This is a genomic window from Saccharopolyspora sp. NPDC050642 (genome assembly GCF_040654735.1).
GTDB lineage: Bacteria > Actinomycetota > Actinomycetes > Mycobacteriales > Pseudonocardiaceae > Saccharopolyspora > Saccharopolyspora elongata.
The window spans coordinates 289940-312054 of sequence record NZ_JBFAIN010000001.1; the positions used below are offsets into that span (position 1 = coordinate 289940).

The 22115-nt window shown below is 72.3% G+C and carries 22 protein-coding genes; 15 read left to right on the forward strand and 7 right to left on the reverse strand.

Annotation, left to right across the window (positions count from 1 at the left end):
* Nucleotides 1-280: 280 nt before the first annotated feature.
* The 6 genes from AB0H93_RS01320 to AB0H93_RS01345 are packed head-to-tail and all read left to right on the forward strand — an operon-like array spanning nt 281 to nt 4577.
* Complete coding sequence (locus tag AB0H93_RS01320; protein ID WP_358565571.1) at nt 281-1399, forward strand: hypothetical protein; 1119 nt, start codon at nt 281-283, stop codon at nt 1397-1399.
* 20 nt (nt 1400-1419) lie between these two features.
* Nucleotides 1420-1767, forward strand: a complete 348-nt coding sequence (locus AB0H93_RS01325; RefSeq protein WP_358494937.1) for a hypothetical protein — start codon at nt 1420-1422, stop codon at nt 1765-1767.
* Nucleotides 1764-2597: an ESX secretion-associated protein EspG gene (locus AB0H93_RS01330; protein ID WP_358565574.1), complete on the forward strand. Its 834-nt coding sequence runs from the start codon at nt 1764-1766 to the stop codon at nt 2595-2597. The genes AB0H93_RS01325 and AB0H93_RS01330 overlap by 4 nt, the downstream gene beginning before the upstream one ends.
* A 38-nt stretch (nt 2598-2635) precedes the next feature.
* Nucleotides 2636-3058, forward strand: coding sequence for a YbaB/EbfC family nucleoid-associated protein (locus tag AB0H93_RS01335; protein ID WP_093270741.1), 423 nt, complete (start codon nt 2636-2638; stop codon nt 3056-3058).
* Nucleotides 3055-3369, forward strand: coding sequence for a type VII secretion target (locus AB0H93_RS01340; RefSeq protein WP_358565577.1), 315 nt, complete (start codon nt 3055-3057; stop codon nt 3367-3369). The genes AB0H93_RS01335 and AB0H93_RS01340 overlap by 4 nt, the downstream gene beginning before the upstream one ends.
* Nucleotides 3366-4577 (forward strand): hypothetical protein, encoded by a 1212-nt coding sequence (locus tag AB0H93_RS01345; protein WP_358565580.1) that lies wholly within the window; start codon nt 3366-3368, stop codon nt 4575-4577. Before AB0H93_RS01340 ends, AB0H93_RS01345 begins: the two co-directional genes overlap by 4 nt.
* Nucleotides 4578-4972: 395 nt before the next feature.
* Here the strand turns inward: AB0H93_RS01345 and AB0H93_RS01350 are convergent, their stop codons facing one another.
* From AB0H93_RS01350 to AB0H93_RS01365, 4 genes are all read right to left on the reverse strand, one after another.
* On the reverse strand, nt 4973-5602 hold the full coding sequence (locus AB0H93_RS01350) for a response regulator transcription factor (protein ID WP_132479668.1): 630 nt from the start codon (nt 5600-5602) through the stop codon (nt 4973-4975).
* Complete coding sequence (locus AB0H93_RS01355; protein WP_358565584.1) at nt 5599-6756, reverse strand: GAF domain-containing protein; 1158 nt, start codon at nt 6754-6756, stop codon at nt 5599-5601. The genes AB0H93_RS01350 and AB0H93_RS01355 overlap by 4 nt, the downstream gene beginning before the upstream one ends.
* 250 nt (nt 6757-7006) lie before the next feature.
* Nucleotides 7007-7633 carry an amino acid transporter gene (locus tag AB0H93_RS01360; RefSeq protein ID WP_358565587.1) on the reverse strand — a complete coding sequence of 209 codons (627 nt, stop codon included), beginning with the start codon at nt 7631-7633 and terminating at the stop codon, nt 7007-7009.
* 28 nt (nt 7634-7661) lie between these two features.
* The gene (locus tag AB0H93_RS01365) at nt 7662-9029 is read right to left on the reverse strand and encodes a Gfo/Idh/MocA family oxidoreductase (protein WP_358565590.1); all 1368 of its coding nucleotides are present in this window, start codon (nt 9027-9029) and stop codon (nt 7662-7664) included.
* Nucleotides 9030-9210: 181 nt separating this feature from the next.
* On the opposite strand from AB0H93_RS01365, the gene AB0H93_RS01370 reads away from it, so the two are divergent.
* The 3 genes from AB0H93_RS01370 (at nt 9211) to AB0H93_RS01380 (ending at nt 12439) form a co-directional block, all read left to right on the forward strand.
* Nucleotides 9211-9993 carry a DeoR/GlpR family DNA-binding transcription regulator gene (locus tag AB0H93_RS01370; RefSeq protein ID WP_358565593.1) on the forward strand — a complete coding sequence of 261 codons (783 nt, stop codon included), beginning with the start codon at nt 9211-9213 and terminating at the stop codon, nt 9991-9993.
* A gap of 97 nt (nt 9994-10090) precedes the next feature.
* Complete coding sequence (locus tag AB0H93_RS01375) at nt 10091-10972, forward strand: sugar isomerase (RefSeq protein WP_358565596.1); 882 nt, start codon at nt 10091-10093, stop codon at nt 10970-10972.
* A 78-nt stretch (nt 10973-11050) separates the two neighbouring features.
* Nucleotides 11051-12439, forward strand: coding sequence for a sugar porter family MFS transporter (locus AB0H93_RS01380; RefSeq protein ID WP_358565599.1), 1389 nt, complete (start codon nt 11051-11053; stop codon nt 12437-12439).
* 94 nt (nt 12440-12533) lie between these two features.
* Here the strand turns inward: AB0H93_RS01380 and AB0H93_RS01385 are convergent, their stop codons facing one another.
* Nucleotides 12534-12791, reverse strand: a complete 258-nt coding sequence (locus AB0H93_RS01385) for a cell division protein SepF (RefSeq protein ID WP_358565602.1) — start codon at nt 12789-12791, stop codon at nt 12534-12536.
* A 173-nt stretch (nt 12792-12964) separates the two neighbouring features.
* Here AB0H93_RS01385 and AB0H93_RS01390 point away from each other — a divergent pair, with 173 nt between their 5' ends.
* The 4 genes from AB0H93_RS01390 (at nt 12965) to AB0H93_RS01405 (ending at nt 18667) form a co-directional block, all read left to right on the forward strand.
* A complete protein-coding gene (locus AB0H93_RS01390; protein WP_358565605.1) occupies nt 12965-14380 on the forward strand; it encodes a DHA2 family efflux MFS transporter permease subunit in 1416 nt (471 codons plus the stop codon).
* 23 nt (nt 14381-14403) lie between these two features.
* Nucleotides 14404-15222, forward strand: coding sequence for an SDR family NAD(P)-dependent oxidoreductase (locus AB0H93_RS01395; RefSeq protein ID WP_358565608.1), 819 nt, complete (start codon nt 14404-14406; stop codon nt 15220-15222).
* A 160-nt stretch (nt 15223-15382) separates the two neighbouring features.
* Nucleotides 15383-15781: a hypothetical protein gene (locus AB0H93_RS01400; protein WP_358565611.1), complete on the forward strand. Its 399-nt coding sequence runs from the start codon at nt 15383-15385 to the stop codon at nt 15779-15781.
* 126 nt (nt 15782-15907) lie between these two features.
* Nucleotides 15908-18667 (forward strand): AAA family ATPase, encoded by a 2760-nt coding sequence (locus tag AB0H93_RS01405; protein ID WP_358565614.1) that lies wholly within the window; start codon nt 15908-15910, stop codon nt 18665-18667.
* Nucleotides 18668-18711: 44 nt separating this feature from the next.
* Here AB0H93_RS01405 and AB0H93_RS01410 read toward each other — a convergent pair whose 3' ends face one another.
* Complete coding sequence (locus tag AB0H93_RS01410; RefSeq protein ID WP_358565616.1) at nt 18712-19155, reverse strand: hypothetical protein; 444 nt, start codon at nt 19153-19155, stop codon at nt 18712-18714.
* A 485-nt stretch (nt 19156-19640) separates the two neighbouring features.
* Between AB0H93_RS01410 and AB0H93_RS01415 the strand changes: the two genes are divergently transcribed.
* Entirely contained in the window at nt 19641-20924 is a 1284-nt protein-coding gene (locus AB0H93_RS01415) for a diguanylate cyclase (RefSeq protein ID WP_358565618.1), read from the forward strand.
* A 12-nt stretch (nt 20925-20936) separates the two neighbouring features.
* Here AB0H93_RS01415 and AB0H93_RS01420 read toward each other — a convergent pair whose 3' ends face one another.
* Entirely contained in the window at nt 20937-21632 is a 696-nt protein-coding gene (locus AB0H93_RS01420) for a hypothetical protein (RefSeq protein ID WP_358565621.1), read from the reverse strand.
* A 211-nt stretch (nt 21633-21843) separates the two neighbouring features.
* Between AB0H93_RS01420 and AB0H93_RS01425 the strand changes: the two genes are divergently transcribed.
* The gene (locus tag AB0H93_RS01425; protein ID WP_358565624.1) at nt 21844-22113 is read left to right on the forward strand and encodes a DUF1876 domain-containing protein; all 270 of its coding nucleotides are present in this window, start codon (nt 21844-21846) and stop codon (nt 22111-22113) included.
* The last annotated feature ends 2 nt before the right edge of the window (nt 22114-22115 follow it).

Consider the following 22115-nt stretch of genomic DNA (forward strand, 5'->3'; position numbering starts at 1 on the left):
GAACATCAGCAATGTTGCGGATGATTCCGCCGCACCGTTCTGGTGATCTTTGTGCGGTGCCCGCAGAGGGGAAGCGGGTCCGGCACGAAGGTGGACATCCCGCATGGATCTCGCGCGCAGACCAGCGCCGATCGGCGGCCCCGTCGCGCCCGCCGTGAGCGCACCACCGCTGCGCGACGACGGCGGCAGCCGTCTCCAGCGATTGTGAACTCAGCAAGATCACCGTGATCGGTGGTCCGCCGCCGGATCGGCGGACCGATTGGAAGGCAGAACACCGGACATGATCAACGACTCGGAGACGGCGAACGTCGTTGAGATGGCGTCCGCCGGCGTGCAAGACCTGGCGAACGCCGCCACCTCCGTGCTGGACCAGGCCGGGCCGGCCGGCGCGCTGGCGCAACCCGTGGTGAACGCCCTGCGCAACGTGTGGGAGGGGTACTTCGGTTCACCGATCCCGCCCGAAGGCACGAACTGGAACTCCTACTCCCACGAGCAGCTCTACCAGATGCTGTGGGACAACGCCGACGTCGGGGACGTCAGCGCGGTCGCCACGGAGTGGGGGCGGCACAGCAGCGAGCTGACCGATCACGCGGAATCGATGCGCCAGCAGCGGACCGCCATGCAGGCGAACTGGAACAGTTCGTCCGCCGACCTGGCGACGGAGCGGCTCGGCTCGATCGGCGAGCGGACCGACGACATCAGCACCCGCGCGGCCACGACCCAGCAGGCCACCCAGGACGCCGGCGACGCGCTTTCCGTCGCCCGCAACACGATGCCGCCGCCGCCCGGCGACCCGACCGGAGGCGCCGTGGCCAGCGCCGCGGCCGGTGCCGGGGCCGGCGCGGTCATCGGCGGCCTGATCGGCGCGGGCGCGGGCGGCGTCGGCGCGGCCCCGGGAGCCCTGATGGGTGCCGCGATCGGCGCTGTGGCGGCCGGTGGCGGCAGCCTGTTCCTCGCCAACGTCGCGGCCGCCGAGAAGAAGGCCCAGGCAGTGCACGTGATGCAGCAGTACGAGAAGAGCCTGCTCAACAGCAGCAAGACGATCGCCCCGGCCGGTTCGACGGAGGCCTTCGGCTTCGGGGCGCCGGCGTCGACCTCCGCGGCCGGATTCGGCGGCGCGGCCGGCGGGGCCGGCGGCGGCACGCCCTGGGGGAAGCTGGTCGGCGCCGGACCGCTGGAGGCGGGGCTGCGCGGCGGAGCCGCGGGCGGCGCGCTGCTGGCCGGGTCCGGCTCGATGGCCGGTGTCGCCGGGCGCGGCGGGGCCGGCGGCGGCATGGGGCCGGCCGGCGCGCGGCGCGGCGAGGAAGAGGAAGAACAGGTCCACCAGAACCGCATGCCCACCGTCGACCAGAAGCTCTTCGCCGACGACCGGCCGGCCAGCGCCCCGGTCATCGGCTGACACGAACAGGAGTGAATCCCTTGACCTCCGAAGCGAACCCCGGGCCCGGCTACCAGGTCTCGCCGCAGGACCTGGCTGCCCAGGTCAAAACGCTCACCAACCTCGGCGAGCAGACCAACGGCCTGGTGACGTCCGCGCGCCAGCTCGCCGAGCGGATGCCGATGCTCGGCACCGCGCCGCCGGCGATGCACCTGGCTATGCGCCTGCGCGAGGCGGCCGGCCAGTCCGGGCTCACCGGCGAGATCAGCGCGGCCGACACCGAGCTGAACGGCTTCCACGACGCGCTGCACCAGACCGTCACCCGCTACGTGAGTTCCGACGACAACACCGCGCAGGTGCTGCGCAGGACGGGCGGTGCCGCGGAATGACGACCGCGACCACGCGCACCGCCCGGCGCGGGGCCACCGACGGAACCATCCACTTCGGACAGATCGAGCTCGATCTGCTCGCCACGCACGTCGGCGTGCGCTTCCCCTTCCCACTGCGCGTGCCGTCGTTCGGGCGGATCGAGGGCGAGCGGGAGGTGCTGCTGGCCACCGCGGGCCAGACCCTCCAGGCGCGCGGGCTCGCCGACGAGGACGGGCCCGCCGGGGCCGCGGCCGAACTGGTCACGGCGCTGCGCGAGTACCGGGGCACGGTCGATCTCGTGCTGTTCGACGGCGACGGCGCGACCGCCGTCGTGGCGATGGTCTACCGGTCGTGGGCGCTGATCTGCGAGCAGCCGCTGGACGGCGACCCGGCCAGCCCGGTGCGGATCAGGCGGGTCCTGGCGAACGCGCTGGGCGACGCGCTGCGGCCGATGGTGCCCGACCTGGGCCCGGCCCGGGCGATGCCGATCTCGTTGCCCGAGCGCGCGATCGGCAGTGCGGCGGAGCTGATCCGCGACGTGGCGGACGACGAGGCGAAGGAACGCCTCCTGCGGGAGCTCGTCCGCGACTGCGGCGGCGACCCCGACGTGCTCGACCAGCTCACCGGGCTGCTGCCGACCCTGACCGGCCGGGGCCAGCTCGGCGCGACGCGGCGCGACGGCGCCGAGAACGTCCGGACCGGCACCGAACTGTCCTGGTTGGACGGTCCGCGCGGCCGGTTGCGGGTCAACCCGGCCCGCAACGGCTGGGTGAGCATCAACCCGTTGCGCAGCGAGGACCTGCGATTCGCGCTCGACGAGCTGGCCGGGATCGCCCGCCGACCGCGGTGAGCGCAGGCAACTTCCAGGACGAAGTCGGAGGAAACACCGTGGATTCACCAGCGCAGTGGCTGGCTGACTACGACAAGAAGCTCGCACGGGCGGCGGCGAACGCCCGCGCGGCCAGCGAAAGCCTGAGCCGGATGAGCGGCACGGCGTCCTCGCCGCGCGGCGAGGTCACCGTGCAGGTAGGGCCCAGCGGCGCGATGGAGGACATCCGGCTGACGCCGGCGGCTCGCGCGCTGGAGGCCGAGCAGCTCGCGCGGCTCATCCTGACCACCGCGCAGCAGGCGCAGCGCTCGGTCGGCGCCCAGGTGGTCGAGATCATGACCGACTACGTCGGCGACGGTCCCGCGCTGGACTTCGTGAAGCAGAACATGCCGCCGGCCGCCGGTGTCGACGCCTCGTCGGGCCCGCCCCCGCCGGACGACGACGACTACTTCTTCGCGAACCCGCAGGTGATCGTCCGATGAGCGCGCCAGGCGAATTCCAGGTCGATCCCGGGCAGATCCGGGAGCACGCCAAGACGGTCGCCGGCATCGCCGACGGGCTGTCCTCCGCCGCCGGGGGTCTGCCCGGCGCGCTGGCCGAGAACGCGCTCGGCTCGTTCGTGCAGTTCATCACGGCCGGGCTCAGCGGCGCCATGACCCAGGCCGGGGAGGCCATCGGCAGCGCCGCGTCCGCCATGGACGGCATGAGCTCGGCGCTCGTGCAGACCGCCGAGGGCTACGAGCGCTCCGACGACCGCAACGCCGGCCTGCTGTTCGGGAGGGACGCGCGATGACCGTGGAGATCAACTTCTCGGCGAGCCCGGACCCGTCGAACGCCTCGCAGGTCGTCGACGACCTGAAGTCGACCATCCAGGCCGTGCAGAACAAGGACTGGCAGACCGGTGACTTCGGCGGGGCCGGCGCCGGGCTGCAGGTGCTCGGCTCGGTGTCCGACCCGCTGTCGGCCCTGGCCGGTGCCGGTTTCGGCTTCCTCGCGGAATCGGTGTCGTTCCTGTCCGAACCGCTGCAGCAGCTGGCCGGCGACCCGAGCTCGATCGCCTCGGGCGCGGAGGGCTTCCAGAACGCCGGGCGAGCGGTCTCGACGATCGCCTCGGAGTACGGGCAGTCGACCGGGCCGGAGACCAGCGGCTGGTCGGGCGAGGCCGCGGCCGGATACCTGAAGACCGGCGCGGAGCTGGTGGACGGGATCAACGGGCTCGGCCAGGCGGGGGTCGCGCTGGCGGAGGCCGCGGCCGGCGCGGGCGAAGCGGTCGCGAAGACCCTCCAGGAGGTCACGACCCTCGTCAACGAGGCCGTCGGCAAGATCATCATGATCATGAACCAGGCGATCGCCGCGGCCCAGGCGACCTTCGGGGCGAGCATCGCGGCCGCGATCCCGCAGGCCGTGCAGGTCGCCGTGGAGTACGGCGGCCGGATCATGGGGCACCTGCAGACCCTGCTCTCCAGCGCGCAGAACCTGATGAAGCACGTCGATTCGACGGCCAAGGCCGTGGCCTCGCTGACCGACAAGATCGTGCAGATCAGCGAGCTCGCCCAGCAGAGCACCGGCTCGCCGAGGGGCACGACGGCCCAGAGCGCGCGGTCCGGGCACTCCGGCCTGCCGTCGGACCAGTCGTCGATCCCGGGATCCTCGTACGAGGGGTCGCCGTACTCGGCCGCGGCAGGCACGGCCGCGGCAGGCGCGACCTCGTCGCTCGCCGGCTCGCCTCGCCTGGCAGCGGCCGGCTACTCCACCGCCAATCCCGTGGGGGCCAACCCGGGTGCGTCCGGCTCGGCCTACTCGGCCGCGGCCGGGGCGGGGTCCCAGAGCGGCTCGCCCTACATGGCGGCGGGCGGCCCGATGGCACGTCCGGCGAACTCGTCCGAAGCGGCGACGACCCGAAAGAACCCGTACGAAGCGACGTGGCCGGACCCGGACTCGTCCGAAACGACCCAGTACGGCACGGGTCAGTACGGCGCGCCCCCGCCCGGCAACGCCTGAGCCCTGCCGATGAACGCCTGCACTCCCGGCTGCGCCCGGGGGTGCAGGCGTTTTTTTCAGCCCACCGACACGGCCACGAACAGCAGTCCGATGGCGATGACCCCGGCGACGACGATGATCAGCAGGTTCGACTTCTTGTCCATGGCGATCACCTTCCAGGCCGGCACCGGGGACCCGACGCCGACCGTTCGCGCCGCCGATCCCCTGACCTGCGCCTACGCCGGATCCGGCGGGCGATCGAGCCGATGGGTGAGACGCAGAACGCACAGCCGACCCCCACACCTGTGGGGTTTCGCCCCCGAATCGGGGGCTAGCGGCGAAACCCGTTCGGGTTGGTGGCGTTCTCGCGGGGACGCGACCGGTACCGGCGTGCCGGGCGAGTTCTCGAACGGGCTCTACAGCAGGCCCGACTGGGCGGCCTTGGTGATCAGCTCGATCCGGTTGCGGGCGTTGAGCTTGCGCATCGCGTTGCGCAGGTAGCCGGTGACGGTGTGCCGGGTGAGGCCGAGCTGCTCGGCGATCTCCGGGTTGGTCCGTCCCGCGGCGGCGTGCCGGACCACGTCGTACTCGCGTTGCGTCAGCCCGGTGTCGTGCAGCCGGGCTCGCATCCGGGGCGCCGCCCGGGCGTCAACGCGCGGATCGAAGATCGCGACCCCGCTCACCGCCTGGCGCACCGCCGCCACCAGGTCCGTCGCGCCGGCGTCCTTGAGCAGGCATCCGTCGACACCGGCGTCGAGCGTCGCCTGGAGCGCGGCGTGGTCGCGGTAGGCCGTGAAAACCACGATCCGCGCGTCGGGCGCGGCCTGGCGCAGCGGTGCGACGAGTTCGCTCGCCACCGCGTCCGGCAACCGCAGGTCCAGCAGGACGACGTGCGGCCGGGCCCGGGCGACCAGCCGCACCGCCGAGGCCGCGTCCGGTGCGCCGCCGACCACGCGGATCGCCGGATCGTCGCGCAGCAGCAGGCGAACGCCGTCGAGCACCACCGGGTGGTCGTCGACGACGACGAGGCGGATGTCCTCGCTCACGTCAGCGGAACCCGGATGCGCACGGTCAGCCCGCCGTCCTCGTTGGCCACCACCGACAGCGTGCCGCCGACCTCGCCGACCCGGTCGGCGGTGGCCCGCAACCCGATGCCGTTGCCCTCCTGGCCCCGGCCGGGCCAGCCGCTGCCGTCGTCGGCGACCGAGACGGTGATCTCGTCGTCCAGCGCGATCGTGCTGATGAGCACCGAGCGGGCGTTGGCGTGCTTCTCCACGTTGAGCAGCGCCTCGCGGGCGGCCGCGAGCAGCACCCGGGCGCGGTGCGGCCCGCAGTCCGGCACCGCGCCGACCTCGACCGACTGCGCCGTCGTGCCGGTGCGGCGCTGGAACGCCGCGCAGTCCCGGGACAATGCCTCGGCGAGGCCGCCGCCCGGTTCGCCGTGGTCCAGGGCGTGCACCGAGTCGCGGAAGGCGGACGCGGTCTCCGCGAGCTGGTTCTCCAGCGACACCAACCGGTCCAGCAGTTCGCTGCTGCCGCCTTCGGCGTGCGTCCGCAGGTCGCGCAGCTCCGCGCCCATCCGGAACAGCCGCGCTCCCACCGAATCGTGCAGTTCCGAGGCGATCCGGCGGCGTTCGGCCGCGGCCGCCGCCTCGCGCTGGCGCCGTGCCGCCGACGCCGTCTGCAGCGCCAGTCCCCCGCTGTTGGCGACGTGCACCGCGGCGTCGAGCTGCCTGCCGCCGAAGTCGGTGATCTCGCGCATCGCCGCGTAGACCACGCCGTGCACCTTGCCCGCCCGGACCATCGGCACCGCCAGCATGGTCTTGATGCCGTCGGCGGAGATCGGCCCGTCGAAGTCGTGGGTGATCAGCTCCGACGCGCAGTAGTCGTCGACCCACACCGGCCGCAGCTCGGCGAAGCCCAGCCCGCCGAGCCCGAGGCCCATCGGAACGCGCAGGTCGTGCAGGCCGGTGGCGCAAGTGCCGTTCCACTGCCGCAGCACCAGCAGGCGGTCGGCCTCGACCGGCCCGGCCAGGCCGATGTGCGCGCCGCACTCCTCGCGCACCCGCTGCGCGAGCCCGCGCAGCGCGGCCGTGTCGTCGAGCAGGTGCAACACCTGCGCGTGCTCGTCCAGCAGGTGCTCGAACCGAACGCCCTGTTCCGCCGCCCGCTCCACCTGCGCGCGGTGCCCTTGCGCCACCCGGCCCCCGAACTTCCGTCCACTGTGCTCGCAGCGCGAAAGCCGGCCGGGATTCCGCTGGCCGGCGGGAGGTTTCGCGCTCCGGCCACCCCGGGGGTGGCCGGAGCCCGATGCTACCCGGCGGCGTCCCGGCCCCGGCAGGACCGAGCCGCTGCCGGTCGATCACCGCAGGTCGAGGCTCAGCTCGCCTAGTGCGGCTCAGCGCCGGTGCGGTCGACACCATCGCGTGCAACACATGTGGATCCGGGCGTCAGCCGGGATCGCGCGGGGCGTCGGCGGGGACGAGCGCGGACAGCCAAGGATGGGCTCCGCAGGTCGTCGCGATCGCGTCGGCGAGCCAGCGCCGCTGCGCCGCGTCGAGGCTCGGGAGCACCGCCGCGAAGTCGAACTCGTCCTTCGGGCGCGGGTTCGCCGCCTTGTAGAACAGCTGGATCTCGGGCGCCAGGAACGGGATGCCGTCCGCGGTCCGGCCGCCGATCTCGGCGATGGACCGGCGGAGGTGCCGCGCTCGTCTCGACACCCACTCGTCGCCGGCCGATTCGTCCAGCATCACCTGGATCCGCCAGGGCGAATCCGCGGCCCGCCGGCACCAGATGTCGTGCACGCCGACGGGCAGCCGCTCGTCGCGGCGCCAGGGCCGAAGCGTTCCGGGCGGGTCGGCCGCCCACCACTCCCAGCCCGCCAGGGCCTGCTGGACGGCGAGCTGGTCCCGGCGCAGCAGCAGCACGTCGATGTCCCCGTGCTCGCGCAGCCTGCGCCCCACCGCGAGTTCGACCGCGCACCCGCCGGCCACCCACCAGGGCGCGGGCTGCCGCGCGAAGAGGCGTTGCACCTCGGCCGGTGCGGCCGGGTCCCACGGCGCGAGCTCTGGTGCCACGCACCGATCCTCGCAAATGCCCGGAACGTCAGGGTTTGGCGGAATCGGTCCCGGGGTGCGGGGTGTCCCACCGGCCGCGGGTGAAGTCCGGGAAATCGACCGCGGAGCTGCCGCCGGCGATCGACTCCGCGCTGAGCACGAACGGCGCGCTCCAGGTCGCCGAGTCGTAGACGTCGATGTCCGGCGGCAGCCCGAGGCGCATGGTCTGCGCGAGCCGGTAGAGCATCAGGTAGTCCATGCCGCCGTGCCCGCCCGGGCCCGGGCCGACGTCCCTCCACAGCCAGTGGTCGTGGCCCGCGTAGTCGTCCCAGTTGCCCCACTCGTGCGGATTTCCGGTCGGCTCCAGGTAGATCCGCGGCGGGTAGTCCTCGAACACGCCCTTGGTGCCCTGCAGCTGGTTGAGCCGGCTGTAGGGCCGCCCGTTGGACACGTCGTGCACGAGGTGGATGACGCGGCCCGCCTCGGTCTGGATCAGGCTCATGGTCGCGTCGCCCTTGACGTAGGGCTCCTGCCACGCCGGGTCGTCCGCGGGCAGGTGCTCCTGCCGGTAGGCGGCCAGCCCGAGCGCCGGGGTGCTCATGGAGGTGATCCGCGTCAGCCGGTCGCCGCGGTTGACGTCGAGGTACGCCGCGACCGGGCCGAGCCCGTGCGTCGGGTAAAGGTCGCCGTCGACCTTGGTGTGCCACGCGCGGCGCCACTGCTTCGCGTAGTAGGTCTTGGAGAACAGCAGTTCCCGCAGGTCGTGGAGGTAGGCGCCGGCGCCGTAGAGCAGGTCGCCGAACATGCCGTCGTGCGCCATCCGCAGCACGCGCAGCTCGTTCTGCCCGTAGCAGCAGTTCTCCAGCTGGATGCAGTGCCGCCGGGTCTGCTCGGAGGTGTCGACGAGTTCCCACAGCTCGGCGGTGGTCACGCCAGCCGGGCACTCCACGCCGACGTGCTTGCCGTTGCGCATCGCCGTGACCGCCATCGGCGTGTGCCATTCCCACGGGGTGGCGATGTAGACGAAGTCGACGTCGTCGCGGGCGCACAGGGCCTCGAAGTCGTGGTCCCCGCCGCCGTGCTTGGCCGGTTCCGGGCGTCCCGCGTCGACCACGGCCTTGGCCGCGCGGTTCACGGCATCGGGGTTCGCGTCGCACAGCGCGGTGATCGCGACGCCTTCGAGCTCCAGGAACAGCGGCAGCATGCTCGCGCCGCGGTTGCCCAGGCCGATGATCCCGACGCGGACGGTGTCGAGCGGCTCGAAGGGCACGCCCACCATGGAATCTCCCTTGGCCGCGGGCCAGGCCTGCTGCGCTGCGGCGGATCCGGCCGCCAGGTCGGCGAGCCCGAGCCCGGCTCCGGCCACCGCACCGGTTCGCAGCAGGGTCCGCCGGGAAAGAGGAGTGCGGTCGACCATCGGTCTCCTCCTGCATGAAAATGCGTGATTAAACAATGTTTCGCGCAGAATTGCACACCTACCCTCGAAGCAGTACCGACGCACGGGCGGTTCCGCGATGATCCGTTCGGCTGCCCCGAAGCGCCCGAGGCGCGACGGGCGCTGTAGTACTTTTCGTCGGGGCCGCGCGAAAGGAATGGCTGTGAACCGGCACGAACGGCTGAGCAAACTCCTGGACATCGTCGGCCGGCGCGAACGCGCCGACGTCGAGGAACTGGCCGCCGAGCTGGACGTTTCCGCCGCGACCATCCGCCGCGACCTCGACCACCTCGCGGACCAGCAGCTGCTCGCCCGCACCCGCGGCGGCGCGGTGGCCACCAACGTCGCCTACGACCTGCCGCTGCGGCACAAGGCCGCCCGGCACGCGCCGGAGAAGCAGCGGATCAGCGCGGCGGCGGCGCGGCTGGTCCAGCCCGGCATGGTGATCGGGCTCAACGGCGGCACCACCACGACCGAGGTCGCGCGCTGCCTGGCCACCCGGCCGGACCTCAGCGAGCGCGGCGATCCGGGGCTGACCGTGGTCACCAACGCGTTGAACATCGCCAACGAGCTGGTGGTCCGGCCGCACATCAAGATCGTGGTCACGGGCGGCGTGGCCCGGCAGCAGTCCTTCGAGCTCACCGGGCCGCTGGCCACGCACATCCTGCAGGAGATCACCCTCGACCTGCTGTTCCTGGGCGTCGACGCGATCGACAGCGAGCTCGGCGCCTACGCGCACCACGAGGGCGAGGCGAGCATCAACCGGCTGATGGCTTCGCGCGCGGCGCGCGTCGTCGTGGTCGCCGACAGCTCGAAGCTGGGGCGCCGCGCGTTCGCGCAGATCTGTGCTGGCGACGCGATCGACACGCTGATCACCAACTCCGGCGTCGACGACGAGGTCCGGCACGCCTTCGACGCCGCCGGGACCAGGGTCCTGGTCGCCTGACTGATCAATGATGCTCGAATAGAGCATTGATCAAGCACTTTCACGCACTTAGCCTGATGGCTGTTTCATTCGCCGACGCCCTTCGGAGGAGCGCGCGATGGCGCAGTCGTTCGTGCAGGCCGAGATCACCAGCCAGCCCGAGTGCTGGCGCCGGGCGGCCGCCCTGGCCGACTCGGTGCAGGACGCGTTGCCGCGAGCGGGCGAGCTGGTCGCGGCGATCGGCTGCGGGACTTCGTGGTTCGTCGCGCAGTCCTTCGCGGCGCTCCGGGAGGCGTCCGGGCTGGGCGTGACCGACGCGTTCCCCGCGTCGGAGATGCCGGCCGGCCGCCGCTACGACCGGGTGCTGGCCATCACGCGCTCCGGCACGACGACGGAGGTCCGGCAGCTCCTGGCCTCGCTGCGCGGAAAAGTGCCCACCACGGTGCTCACGGCGACGCCCGACGCGGTGCGCGACGTCGCCGACGAGGTCGTGGACCTGTCGTTCTGCGACGAGCGCTCGGTGGTGCAAACCCGGTTCGCCACCAGCACTCTCGCACTGCTGCGCACGCATCTCGGGCAATCCCTGGCCGGCGCCGCCGACCAGGCCGAGGCCGTGCTCCGCGAGCCGCTGCCGGACCTGTTGGAGGCGAACCAGTTCACGTTCCTCGGCACGGGCTGGACGGTCGGGCTCGCGCACGAGGCGGCGCTGAAATTCCGCGAGGCGACGGGGATCTGGGCCGAGTCCTACCCGGCGCTGGAGTACCGGCACGGGCCGATCAGCATCGCCGAACCGGGGCGCGTGACGTGGCTGCTCGGCGCGGCGCTGACGGATCTGGAAACCGACGTGCGGCGCACCGGCGCGACGTTCGTCCGGCACGCCATCGACCCGATGGCGGACCTGGTCCGCGCCCAGCTGCTCGCCGTCCGGCTCGCGCGGCGGCGCGGCCTCGACCCGGACGCGCCGCGGCACCTCAGCCGCTCCGTCGTGCTCGACCGCTGACGGCAGAGGCCCTGGCCGCCGTCGACCCCCGCAAGCACCTGGACGTCCTCGGAACCTGACCGCACCAAGGAGGGTGCCATGTCCGGAGCCTCCCCCTCGCTGGGCGCCGCCTCGGCAACGGCCCGGCGGATCGCGATCGCCGCCGCGACCATCGGCGTCATCTACGGCTACGACATCGGCAACGTCTCCGGCGCGCTGCTGTTCATCACCGAGGAGATGCGCCTGTCCCCCGCGCTGCAGGGCAGCGTGACCACGGTGCTGGTGGCGGGCAACATCGTCGGCGCGCTGCTCGCCGGGAAGCTGGCCACCGCGATCGGCCGGAAGCCGACGATGATCGTCGTGGTGCTCGGCTACGCGCTGTTCGCCGCCTGGTCCGGGCTGGTCTCCGACATCCTCTGGCTCGACATCGCGCGGTTCTTCCTCGGCGTCAGCATCGGGTTGTCGCTGGTGGTGGCGCCGATCTTCCTCGCCGAGTCCGCGCCGGCGGCGATCCGCGGCGCGCTGGTCGTCGGCTACCAGGTCGCCACCGTGGCCGGCATCCTCGCCGCCTACCTCGTCGACTGGAGCCTGGCCGCGTCGGGGAACTGGCGGCTGATGCTCGCGCTGTCCGCGATCCCGTCCGTGCTGGTGGTCTTCCTGCTCGTGCGGCTGCCCGACACCGCGCGCTGGTACGTGCTCAAGGGCCGGCACGACGAGGCCCGCCGGACGCTGCGGCTGGTCGACCCGGGCGCCGACGTCGAGCGGGAGCTCGCCGAGATCCGCGCCGACATCTCGGCCCGGCACGGCGGCCGGTTCGGCGAGATGTTCCGCCGCCCTTATTCCGGCGCGACGATGTTCGTGCTGGTCCTCGGCTTCCTCGTGCAGATCACCGGGATCAACGCGATCACCTACTACAGCCCGATGATCTTCAAGCAGATGGGATTCCAGGGCAACGCCACCGTGCTCGGGCTGCCGGCGATGGTGCAGGCGGCGGCGCTGCTGGCGACCATCGGATCGCTGTTCGTCGTGGACCGCGCCGGGCGGCGCCCGATCCTGCTCGGCGGCATCGCGGCGATGATGGCCGCCGGGGTCGCGATGATCCTGGTGTTCGCCACCGGATCGCTGGGCGGCGGCGGATCGTGGTGGGGTTTCGCGGCGATCCTGGTGTTCACCGCCGGGTTCAACTTCGGTTTCGGTTCGCTGGTCTGGGTGTTCGCCTCGGAGAGCTTCCCCGCGCGGCTGCGCGCCTTCGGCGCGTCGCTGATGCTGACCGCGGACCTGGTGGCGAACCTGATCGTCGCCCAGTTCTTCCTCCCGCTGATGGACGGCCTCGGCGGCGCCACCACGTTCGCGATCTTCGTGCTGCTCGCGGCGATCGCCTGGGCGTTCGTGTTGCGCTTCGCCCCCGAGACCAAGGGCCGGTCCCTGGAGAGCATTCGCGCCTACTGGGAGAACGGCGCCCGCTGGCCCGCCGACCATCGCGAGTGAGCGCACCCCGCGCAGCCCCTCCGCCCCGTGCGCGTTTTTTGTTGCTGTAGCAGCACAAAACGCGCACGGCTTTCCCCGCCCGGTCGATTCCCGGTCAGGACGGGGCTTTCGCCGGTTCCGGCTGGGTGTCCTCGGCCGACACCCCCGGCGGCGTCAGCAGGAAGACCCGCGGCGCGACCCGGTCCATGGAGCCGCCGCGCCCGACGACCATGCCCGCGGCGAAGTCGACCAGCCGCACCGCTTCCGCCTTGGGCAGGCTCGTCAGGTCCATCACCACCGGCACGCCCTTGCGGAAGTAATCACCGACGTCGTAGGCGTCGCCGTAGTTCTGCGGGTGCAGCGTCTTGACCACGTCACCAGTCTCGTCGGCCGGGCGGCAAAGTCAACTGGAAGCCGGATGAGCCGCCACGTCCCGCCGCGTGGGAACCCGCGCCCGGATCGCAGCCACCCCCGTTGCACATGTACTCACTTGATCGCTAAATTGAACTCATAAGTTCAATGTTAGATACCATCTGGGAAACGGACATGGCTGCTCGCTCAGAACCACTGGATTCCGCGCTCCGCAAGTTGCTGGTCACCATGACCCTCGGCGCGTTCCTGGCCCTGCTGGACACGACCATGACCGGCGTCGGAATCGACACGCTGGTCCGCGAATTCGGCTCGACGCTGGCCGCGATCCAGTGGGTGACCACCGCCTACCTGCTCGCCGTCTCGGTCACCGCGCCGCTGTCCGGCTGGGCGATCGACCGGTTCGGCGCCCGCCGCACGTGGCTCGCCGGGCTGTCGGTCTTCGTGCTCGGATCGGTCGCCTCCTGCCTGGCCTGGGACGCGCCGAGCCTGATCGCGACGCGGCTGCTGACCGGCCTCGGCGGCGGCCTGCTCGAACCGGTCATGCTCGCCACGCTCGCCAGCGCGGCCGGTCAGCAGCGCGTCGGCCGGGTGCTCGGCCTCGCCGCGGCCCCGATGACGATGGGACCGGTGATCGGCCCCGTCCTCGGCGGCCTGCTGCTGCAGGCGCTGCCCTGGCAGTGGATCTTCCTGGTCAAGGTCCCGGTCGGGGTGCTGGCGATCGTGCTCGCTGTTCGCCTGATGCCGCCCGACGACGCGACCACCGGCGAAGCGGCCAAGCGCCTGGACGTCCTCGGCGTGCTGCTGCTGCCGCCCGGCTTCGCCGCGCTGATGTACTCGCTGGCGAACGCCGTCGAGGGCGTCACTGTCCCGGTGCTGATCGCCGGTGCCCTCGGCGCCCTGCTCTTCGCCGGCTACGCCGCCCACGCGCTGACCACCCGGCGCGAACCGCTGATCGACCTGCGGCTGTTCCGCAGCGGCGGTTTCGCCGCCAGCGTGTCCGTGCTGTTCCTGATCGGCGCGATCATGTTCGGGACGGTCTTCCTGCTCCCGCTGCACTTCCAGCAGGTCGGCGGGCAGGGCGTGATGGCGGCGGGCCTGCTGCTCGCCCCGTTCGGGCTCGGCGCCGTCGTCGCGCAACCGACGGCCGGGAGGCTCTCCGACCGGACCGGGGCCCGCCTGCCGGCCACGGCCGGCGGCCTGCTCCTCATCCCGGGATTCCTGCCCTACGCGCTCGGATTCAACGGCGTCGTCGCCACGCTCGGGCTGGTCGTCGTCGGGTTCGGGCTCGGCGTCGTCGCGTCCGCGACCATGGGTTCGGTCTACCGGACCGTGCCGCCCGCCGCGGCCTCCCGCGCGACCGGAGCGCTGTTCATCGTGCACCAGATCGGCGGTGCTCTCGGGATCACGCTGCTGACCCTGGTCCTGCAGAGCGCGACGGCCTCCGCGCCGCCGGAGCCGGCGTTCCGCACGACCTTCTGGTGGCTGGTGGGCGCCGGCGTGGCCATCTCCGCCGCGGCCAGGATCCTGCCCGGACGCCCCGCACCGGCCGCCCCGACGACCGAAACCGCACCCGTCGCCGAACACGCGTGACCAACCATCCACTGGAGACGACCTTGACCAGGACATTCGTGATCAGCGGCGGCACGGACGGAATCGGCGCCGCCGTGGCGCGTGCGCTGTTCTCCCGCGGCGACCACGCCGTGGTGATCGGCACCGATCCGCGCAAGGGCGACCGCCTGCTCCGCGAGGCGGCCGATTCGCCCGGAGCCGCCTCGTTCGCGCGGGCGGATCTCAGCTCCGTGGCCGAGAACCGGCGACTGATCCGCGAACTGACCGAAAAGCACCCGGAGATCGACGGGCTCGTGCTGTGCGCGCGCTTCTTCCAGACTCGCCGGAAGGTGACGCCGGAAGGGTTCGAGCACAACTTCGCGCTCTTCTACCTGAGCCGCTTCCTGTTGAGCCACGGCATGATCGGCGCGCTGGCGAAGGGCGACCGCCCGGTCGTCGTCAACGTCGCCGGCCCCGGCCAGGACATCCCGATCGACTGGGCCGATCTGCAGAACGAGAACTACGACGGCGTGCGGGCGATGTTCGCGACGGGGCGCTACAACGACCTGCTCGGCGTCGACTTCGCGCGGCGCCACGGCGACGGACCCGTGCGGTACGTGCTGTTCCAGCCGGGACCGACGTCGACGAGCTTCGCGGGCGAGTTCGACGCGCCGACGGCCCGGTTCGTCGAACAGCAGAAGGCCACGGCGAAACCGGCCACCGAAGTGGTGCCACCGATCGCCGGGCTCCTCGATGCCCCGCCCGCCGAACCGCTCAGCGCGTTCGGCACGCACGCCAGGATCGGCATCCGGGACGACCTGTTCTCCCCAGCGGCGGCGGCCCGCCTCGCAGCCATCACGGAGCAGCTGCTCGGATCCGGGTGACACCGCCCCGCGGCACGCCCGGCCGAATGCGCTCCCCCACGGCAGCGCACCTGTTCGGTCGGGCGACCCGGACCGCTTGTCGTGATCCCTGCGTTCGGCGCTGCTGGTGGTGCGCCGAAACGCGGTCCGCGGTGGAACTGCGAGCAGCCGGGCTCACCCGGTGGCCGCAACCGGCAACGAATTTTGCCCGGAGACACCCGAGCTGCTGTTGCTTCCGCTGCTGCTTCGGCTGCTGGAGCTGCTGGTGCTCCCCTCGCTGCTGTTGGTCTCGCCCCTGGTGTTGCCCCCCTTGCTCTTCTTGTCCTTGCTGTTGTCCTTCTCGGCGTGGAAGTGCCCCGCTGTCGAGGCCGGTTGCGCCGCGGCCACGACGCTCGACGCGCCGCTCGCAGCAGCCGTTCCGACATCGGCAACTCCCAGTGCCAAAGGCGCGACCAAAGCCAGACCGGCCAACGCCCCAACCGCTGTGCGCATGGAGATTTCCCCTGATTCCGTTACTTTAGTCCCTTGCCCGTACTTCTCCGCCGTGGTGGCGGCTTCGAAAACCCCCGGACACCAATGAGTTTTCTCCGCCGGCGCGCCGAATGCGCCAGTGGAACACCCGGGCCCGCTCCCTGGCCGCACCCGCTCTTCCGCGGGTGCCCGGCGGAGTTGCCAATCGAGGGGTCGCCGCCCCTACCATCGGAATATGGCTATTTCCGGCCGTGCTGGGGCCGGGCTGCGTGGCCGGGACCGCGAGTGCGAGTTGCTGGATCGCATGTTGGCGAGAGTCCGGACGGGGCAGAGTTCCGCGCTGGTGCTCCGCGGCGAGCCCGGTGCCGGCAAGACGGCGTTGCTGGACTACGTCCGGGAGCGCGCGTCGGGTTGTCGCCTCGCCCACGTCGTGGGCGTGGAGTCCGAAATGGAGCTCGCCTTCGCCGGTCTGCACCAGTTGTGCGCGCCGATGCTCGACCGCCTGGACCGGCTCCCCGAGCCGCAGCGGGACGCGCTGCGCGTCGCGTTCGGCCTGCACGAGGGTGGCGCCCCGGATCGCTTCATGGTGGGCCTGGCCGTCCTGACGCTGCTTTCGGAAGCCGCCGCGGAGCGGCCGCTGGTCTGCCTCGTCGACGACGCGCAGTGGCTCGACCGGGCCTCGGTGCAGGCCATGTCGTTCGCGGCGCGCCGCCTGCTGGCCGAACCGGTCGCGGTGGTGTTCGCCGTGCGCGAGCCCAACGACGACCACGACCTGGCCGATCTCCCGGAGCTCGCCGTCAACGGCCTCGGTTCCGCCGACGCCGCCCAGCTGCTGGCTTCGGTGATGCACGGGCGGCTCGACGAGCAGGTGCGGGACCGGATCATCGCGGAGACCCGCGGAAACCCGCTGGCGCTGCTGGAGTTGCCGCGCGTGTTCACCCCGGCCGAGCTCGCCGGCGGGTTCGGGCTGCCCAACCCCGGACCCGTTTCCGGCTGCCTCGAACAGTGCTTCACCCGCCGGATTCGGGCGGTGCCCGGCGATACCCAGCGGTTGCTGCTGACCGCCGCGGCCGACCCGTCGGGCGACGCCGGCCTGCTCTGGCGGGCCGCTGCCGGGCTCGGGCTGTCGGCCGGTGCGGCCGGCCCGGCCGAGGCCGACGGGTTGATCGAGATCGGCGGCCGGGTGCGGTTCCGGCATCCGCTGGTGCGCTCCGTGGTCTACCGGACGGCGCCGCCGGACGAGCGCCAGCAGGTGCACCGCGCGCTGGGCGAGGCCACCGACCCGGAGGCGGATCCCGATCGGCGCGCGTGGCACCGCGCCCGCGCGGCCCGCGGACCGGACGAGGTGGTGGCCGGCGAACTGGAACGGTCGGCCGACCGGGCGCACTGCCGAGGCGGGATCGCGGCGGCGGCCGCCTTCCTGGCGAAAGCGACCGAGCTGACGCCCGATCCGGCGCGCCAGGGTGCGCGCGCCCTGGCGGCCGCCCAGCAGAAGCTGGATGCCGGGGCGCCCGACGCTTCGCTGGGACTGCTGGCCATCGCCGAAGCATCACCGCTCGACGAGCTCCAACACGCCAGGGCCGACCTGTTGCGTGCCGAGATCGCGCTCGCGGTGAACCGGGGCCGCGACGCCCCACCGCTGCTGCTGCGAGCCGCCGAACGCCTCGAACCGCTCGACGTCGCGCTGTCGCGCGAAACGTACCTCGAAGCGCTCGAAGCGGCGATCTTCACGGGTCGCGTCGGCCACTGCAACGAGGCGCTGCGGGCGACCGAAGCCGCCCGGCGCGCCCCGCAGCGGCCGATAGACCTCCTGCTGGACGGGCTGGCCGCGCGGTTCACCGACGGCTTCGCCTCCGGCGTTCCGACGCTCCAGCGCGCGGTGCGGGCGTTCCGCCGCAGTGGCACAGCCGGGAGCGACGACGCCCGCTGGATCGGGCTGGTCTGCCGCGTCGCGACCGACCTGGGCGACGACGAGGCGTGGCGCGAGCTCGCCGCCCGCGGCCTCCGCCGGGCGCGCGACACGGGCGCGCTCACCACGCTCGCCACCGCGCTCAGCTACCGCGCCGGGGAGCACGTGCACGCCGGCGAGCTCGACGTGGCGTCGGAGATGCTCGCCGAGGCCGATGCGATCGCCCAGACGTCCGGCAACGCGCCACACCGGTACGCCGAGATGACGCTCGCGGCGACCCGCGGCCGCGAAGCCCAGGCGCTGGAGCTGATCGAGACCAGCACGCGGGATGCGGACGCCCGGGGCGAGGGACGGGCGATCACGATGGCCGACTACGCGACCGCGGTGCTGGGCAACGGCCTCGGCAAGTACGAGACGGCGGCCGCCGCCGCCGAGCGGGCCTGCCGGAACGACCAGCTGAGCGTCTACTGGTGGGCGCTGGGCGAACTGGTCGAGGCGGGCGTGCGAAGCGGCCGGCGCGAGGACGCCGAGGACGCCTTCCGGCGGCTCCACGAGCGAACGAGAGCTTGCGGCACGAACTGGGCTTCCGGGATCGAGGCTCGCTCGCTGGCGCTGCTGAGCACGGGTGAGGAGGCCGAGAAGCTCTACCGCGAGGCCGTCGAGCGGCTGGCCCGCAGCCGTGCCGCCGTGCACCTCGCCAGGACCCACCTCCTGCACGGCGAGTGGCTGCGCCGGGAGAACCGGCGGCTGGAGGCGCGCGAACAGCTGCGCACCGCGCACGAGATGTTCGGCCGCATCGGAACCGAGGCGTTCGCCGAACGCGCCCGCCGGGAACTCCTGGCCACCGGCGAAACCGTGCACCGGGCCACGCCGCAGACGCTGGTCGTGCTTACCGCCCAGGAGGCGCAGATCGCCCGGCTGGCCCGCGATGGTCACACCAACCCGGAGATCGGCGCCCAGCTGTTCCTTAGCCCGCGCACCGTGGAATGGCACCTGCGCAAGGTGTTCACCAAGCTCGCCATCGGTTCGCGCCGGGAACTCCGCCGGGTCCTCCCCATCGCCGCCCTAGCGGATTCGCGCACCTAGCGGCGGCCGGCCCGGGTCCGCTGCGGAACCCGGGCCGTGCCGGTTCATCCGACGAAGACGTTCAGCTGCATCCCCATCTGCCGGTGGTTGCCGACCGGGCACCAGAAGTCGTAGAGCCCGCGGCGCAGATCCACGGTGAGGTCGGCGGCCTGGCCCGCCTGCACCACCGGCGTGCGCGCGTTCGCGACGCCGGGTCCGCCGATCTGCAGGGCGTGCGGCGCGCGCCCCTCGTTGATGGCCCGGAACGTGTAGCGCCCCGGCGGCAGGAAAGCCGGCTGCAACAGCCGGTAGTCGACCATCTTGACGATCACCAGGTGCGATCCGCCGCCCACCGGTCCGGCCGGCGCCGGCGGCGCCGCGGCGGCCGACGCACTGGTGCAGACGGTCGCCACCAGTGCGAGCACGCCGAGCAGCACGCTCAGCAGCACCCGCCTCGTTCGTCCGGATTTCCTGCCGATGACCCTTTTTCCGCTCACTTCGATCAGCATTGCCGACCCCCACGAGAAATTCGGCACCGGGCCGGGAAATGCGCTAGCATTCGGAAAACCATTACCGGCCCGGCTGTTTCGACGGTGCGAGCCCGTCCAGCGTAAATCCGCAGGCCGCCCGATTGGTGGCGGAAGTTCCCGGCGGGGCCACTGTTGCCGGTCTTGCCGTTGAAAGAACCGCGACTGCGCGTGCGCATCGGCTCGGGCGTGAATTTAGGTATGGAAGTCGGTAATTACAACGCCGCAGGGTTCGCGGTTCTCGCGCAAGGTGGACGACATCGTCCCCGTCCCCCGACGTTCGAGGCCGTTATGCCCCGTTCCGCTCGTCCCCGACAGGCCAACCGAATCACCCCGTTCCCCGGGCCGCCAGGCATCGGACGCCCCCTCGGCGGCCCGGGGAGCGGAGGTGCCCCCGAGTTCGCCGGGTATGCGCGCAGCTGCCGTCCAGATGCCGCACACCGGCAGAACTCCTCCCCGGAAGCCTGATGCGAACCACCCCCGATCACGAACCGACCGAGCAATGGCTGCCGCTGCTCGACAGCGCCACAATCCCGATGGCGCTGCTCGACGCGAGCGGCCGCTGCGTGCACGCCAACGACGCGCTCTGCCGCGCGCTCGGATACGACCGGGCCGGCCTCGTCGGACACCCGCTCGACGGCTTCACCGCGGATGAGGCCGATCCGCGAAGCACCACCGGATCAGGAACGGCCGAACGGCGATTCAGGCGCTCCGACGGCGGCACCGTGCGGATGCTCCAATGCACGTCGCCGATCCACGGCCGCGGAAGCGAGCCAGGGCTCTTCCTCTCGCAGTTCCACGAGATCGAGGACCGCCCGGAAACCGGCCCCCTGTGGAGCCGCGTGTTCGCCAACGCCCCCACCGGCATGGCGCTGCTGGACCACGACGGCCGCTGGACCGACGTCAACGAGGCGTGGTGCGAGCTCCTCGGGTACAGCAGGCGCGAAATGCTCGAAATGCACATCCTCGACGTCACCTACGCGCAGGACCACGAACACTCCGCAGCTGCGCTGGCCGACCTGGCGGCGGGCCGGCTGACCACGGTCAGCTTGAAGAAGCGCTACCGGCACAAGAACGGCCATCCGATCTGGGTGCTGATCCGGACCAGCGTGGTCCCCGGCGCCGACGACCGCCCGGCGTACCTGGTCAGCCAGTGCGAGGAGCTCGGCGAGCGCGGCGCCTCCGACATCCACCTCGCCCACCTGGCGCTGCACGACCCGCTGACCGGGCTGGCCAACCGCGCCCTGCTCGACGACCGCCTGACGCACGTCCTCGCGGACCTCGAACGGGACGGCGGCGTGGTCGCGGTGCTCGTCGCCGACCTCGACGAGCTGAAGCCCGTCAACGACACCTACGGGCACGCCGCAGGCGACCGGCTCCTCATGACCGCCGCCGACGAACTGCTCAACGCGGCGGGCCCGACCGACACCGTGTGCCGGATCGGCGGCGACGAATTCGCCGTCGTCAGCCGGGTTCCCGATGTCCGAGCCGCCGCGGAGTTCCGCGACCGCGTCGCCGGGCGCCTCCGGGCCGAATGCGACACGCCCCACGGCCTCCTGCGGATCCGGGCCAGCGTCGGGCTGGCCACCACGACCGACCCGGCGACCCGTCCGAACGCGCTGCTGCACGAAGCCGACCGGGACATGTACCGGCGCAAGCACGACATGCGCGCGGTCGCGGAGGCGACCGCACCCTGCCCGCACTGCCAAGCCAGGAACGAGCCGCCCGCCCGGCCCCGGGCGGGTGGCTGACGCGTCCGGCGGTCAGTGCGCGAACGCCGTGCCCGGCACCTCGACGCGGTCGACCTCCGGCCGGTACAGCATCAGCACCGCGGCGTCACCGATCCACACCGCGAACACGATGCCGGTGACCATGGCCGCGATCGTGACGAACGGGCCGGACACGTAGAAGGCGGTGACCCCGGCGATCAGCCCGATCGCGGCCACCGCGAACCCGAACCAGCCGACCCAGGGCCCGAGCACCTCGCGGCGCACCATCGCGGCGCCGGTGGTCGCGGCGAACAGCGCCACCAGCAGCCCGAGCGGCCCGAGCGCGAGCCGGTGCAGCTCGGAGAGCACGAACACCGCCGACCCGCTCGCGGTCGAGATGTCCCGGCTCATCGACGCCAGCGCGGTCACCGGGAGCATGCTCAGCATCGTCATGGCCGACAGCACCACCCCGGCGGCGAACACCACCGGCGAGAACGCCTCCGCACCGCCTTCGGCGCGCTGCAACAGGTGCCTCAGGTGCCCGACGAACCACAAGAACACCACCGCCGCCAGCGTCGCCAGCAACGCGGCCAGCACCACCGTGGCCCGGTTCCCGGCGACGTAGAAGAAGGTCAGGACCGGCTCGTCCCCGGTCGGGGCGGTCGGGTTGAGGAACAAGCTGGCCAGCAGCAGCACCGCCGCCACCAGACCGCTCGCCGCCCCCGCGCGCTCCCATGCCCGCTCGTTCATCGCAGCCTCCTCCGCTCGGATTCCGCAAGCCACCGGGTTACCCCGACGACGACGTGAACCCAACACGACGCACCCCGGCCACCGGGCCGGGAAAAACCGGCACCACGTTCCGCGACGACGGCGGCGATGCACGGCCCGCGAAGCGGTGCCAATGGGCTCTGGCATCCCGCGCGAAGGCTCCGCGACGCTGAGGTGTTGGAGGCGAACAGCAATGGCCGCGACGAAGCACTGGACGGTCGACGTCTACTTCGACGAGGACATCGACCACACGCACGCCGAAGCGCGCCTGCGAGCACCGGCGGCCGGGGAACTCCGCGGCAAGGGCGCGGCACGGCGAAACCCGCAGGACCGCAGCGTGCCGGAGATCGGCGACGAACTAGCGGCGGCGCGAGCGCTGTTCGACCTGGCCCGCCGCCTGCTGAGAACGGCGGAAGACGAAGTCGAGCGAATGACGGGCCACCCGCCCCGCCTCCACACCTGAGC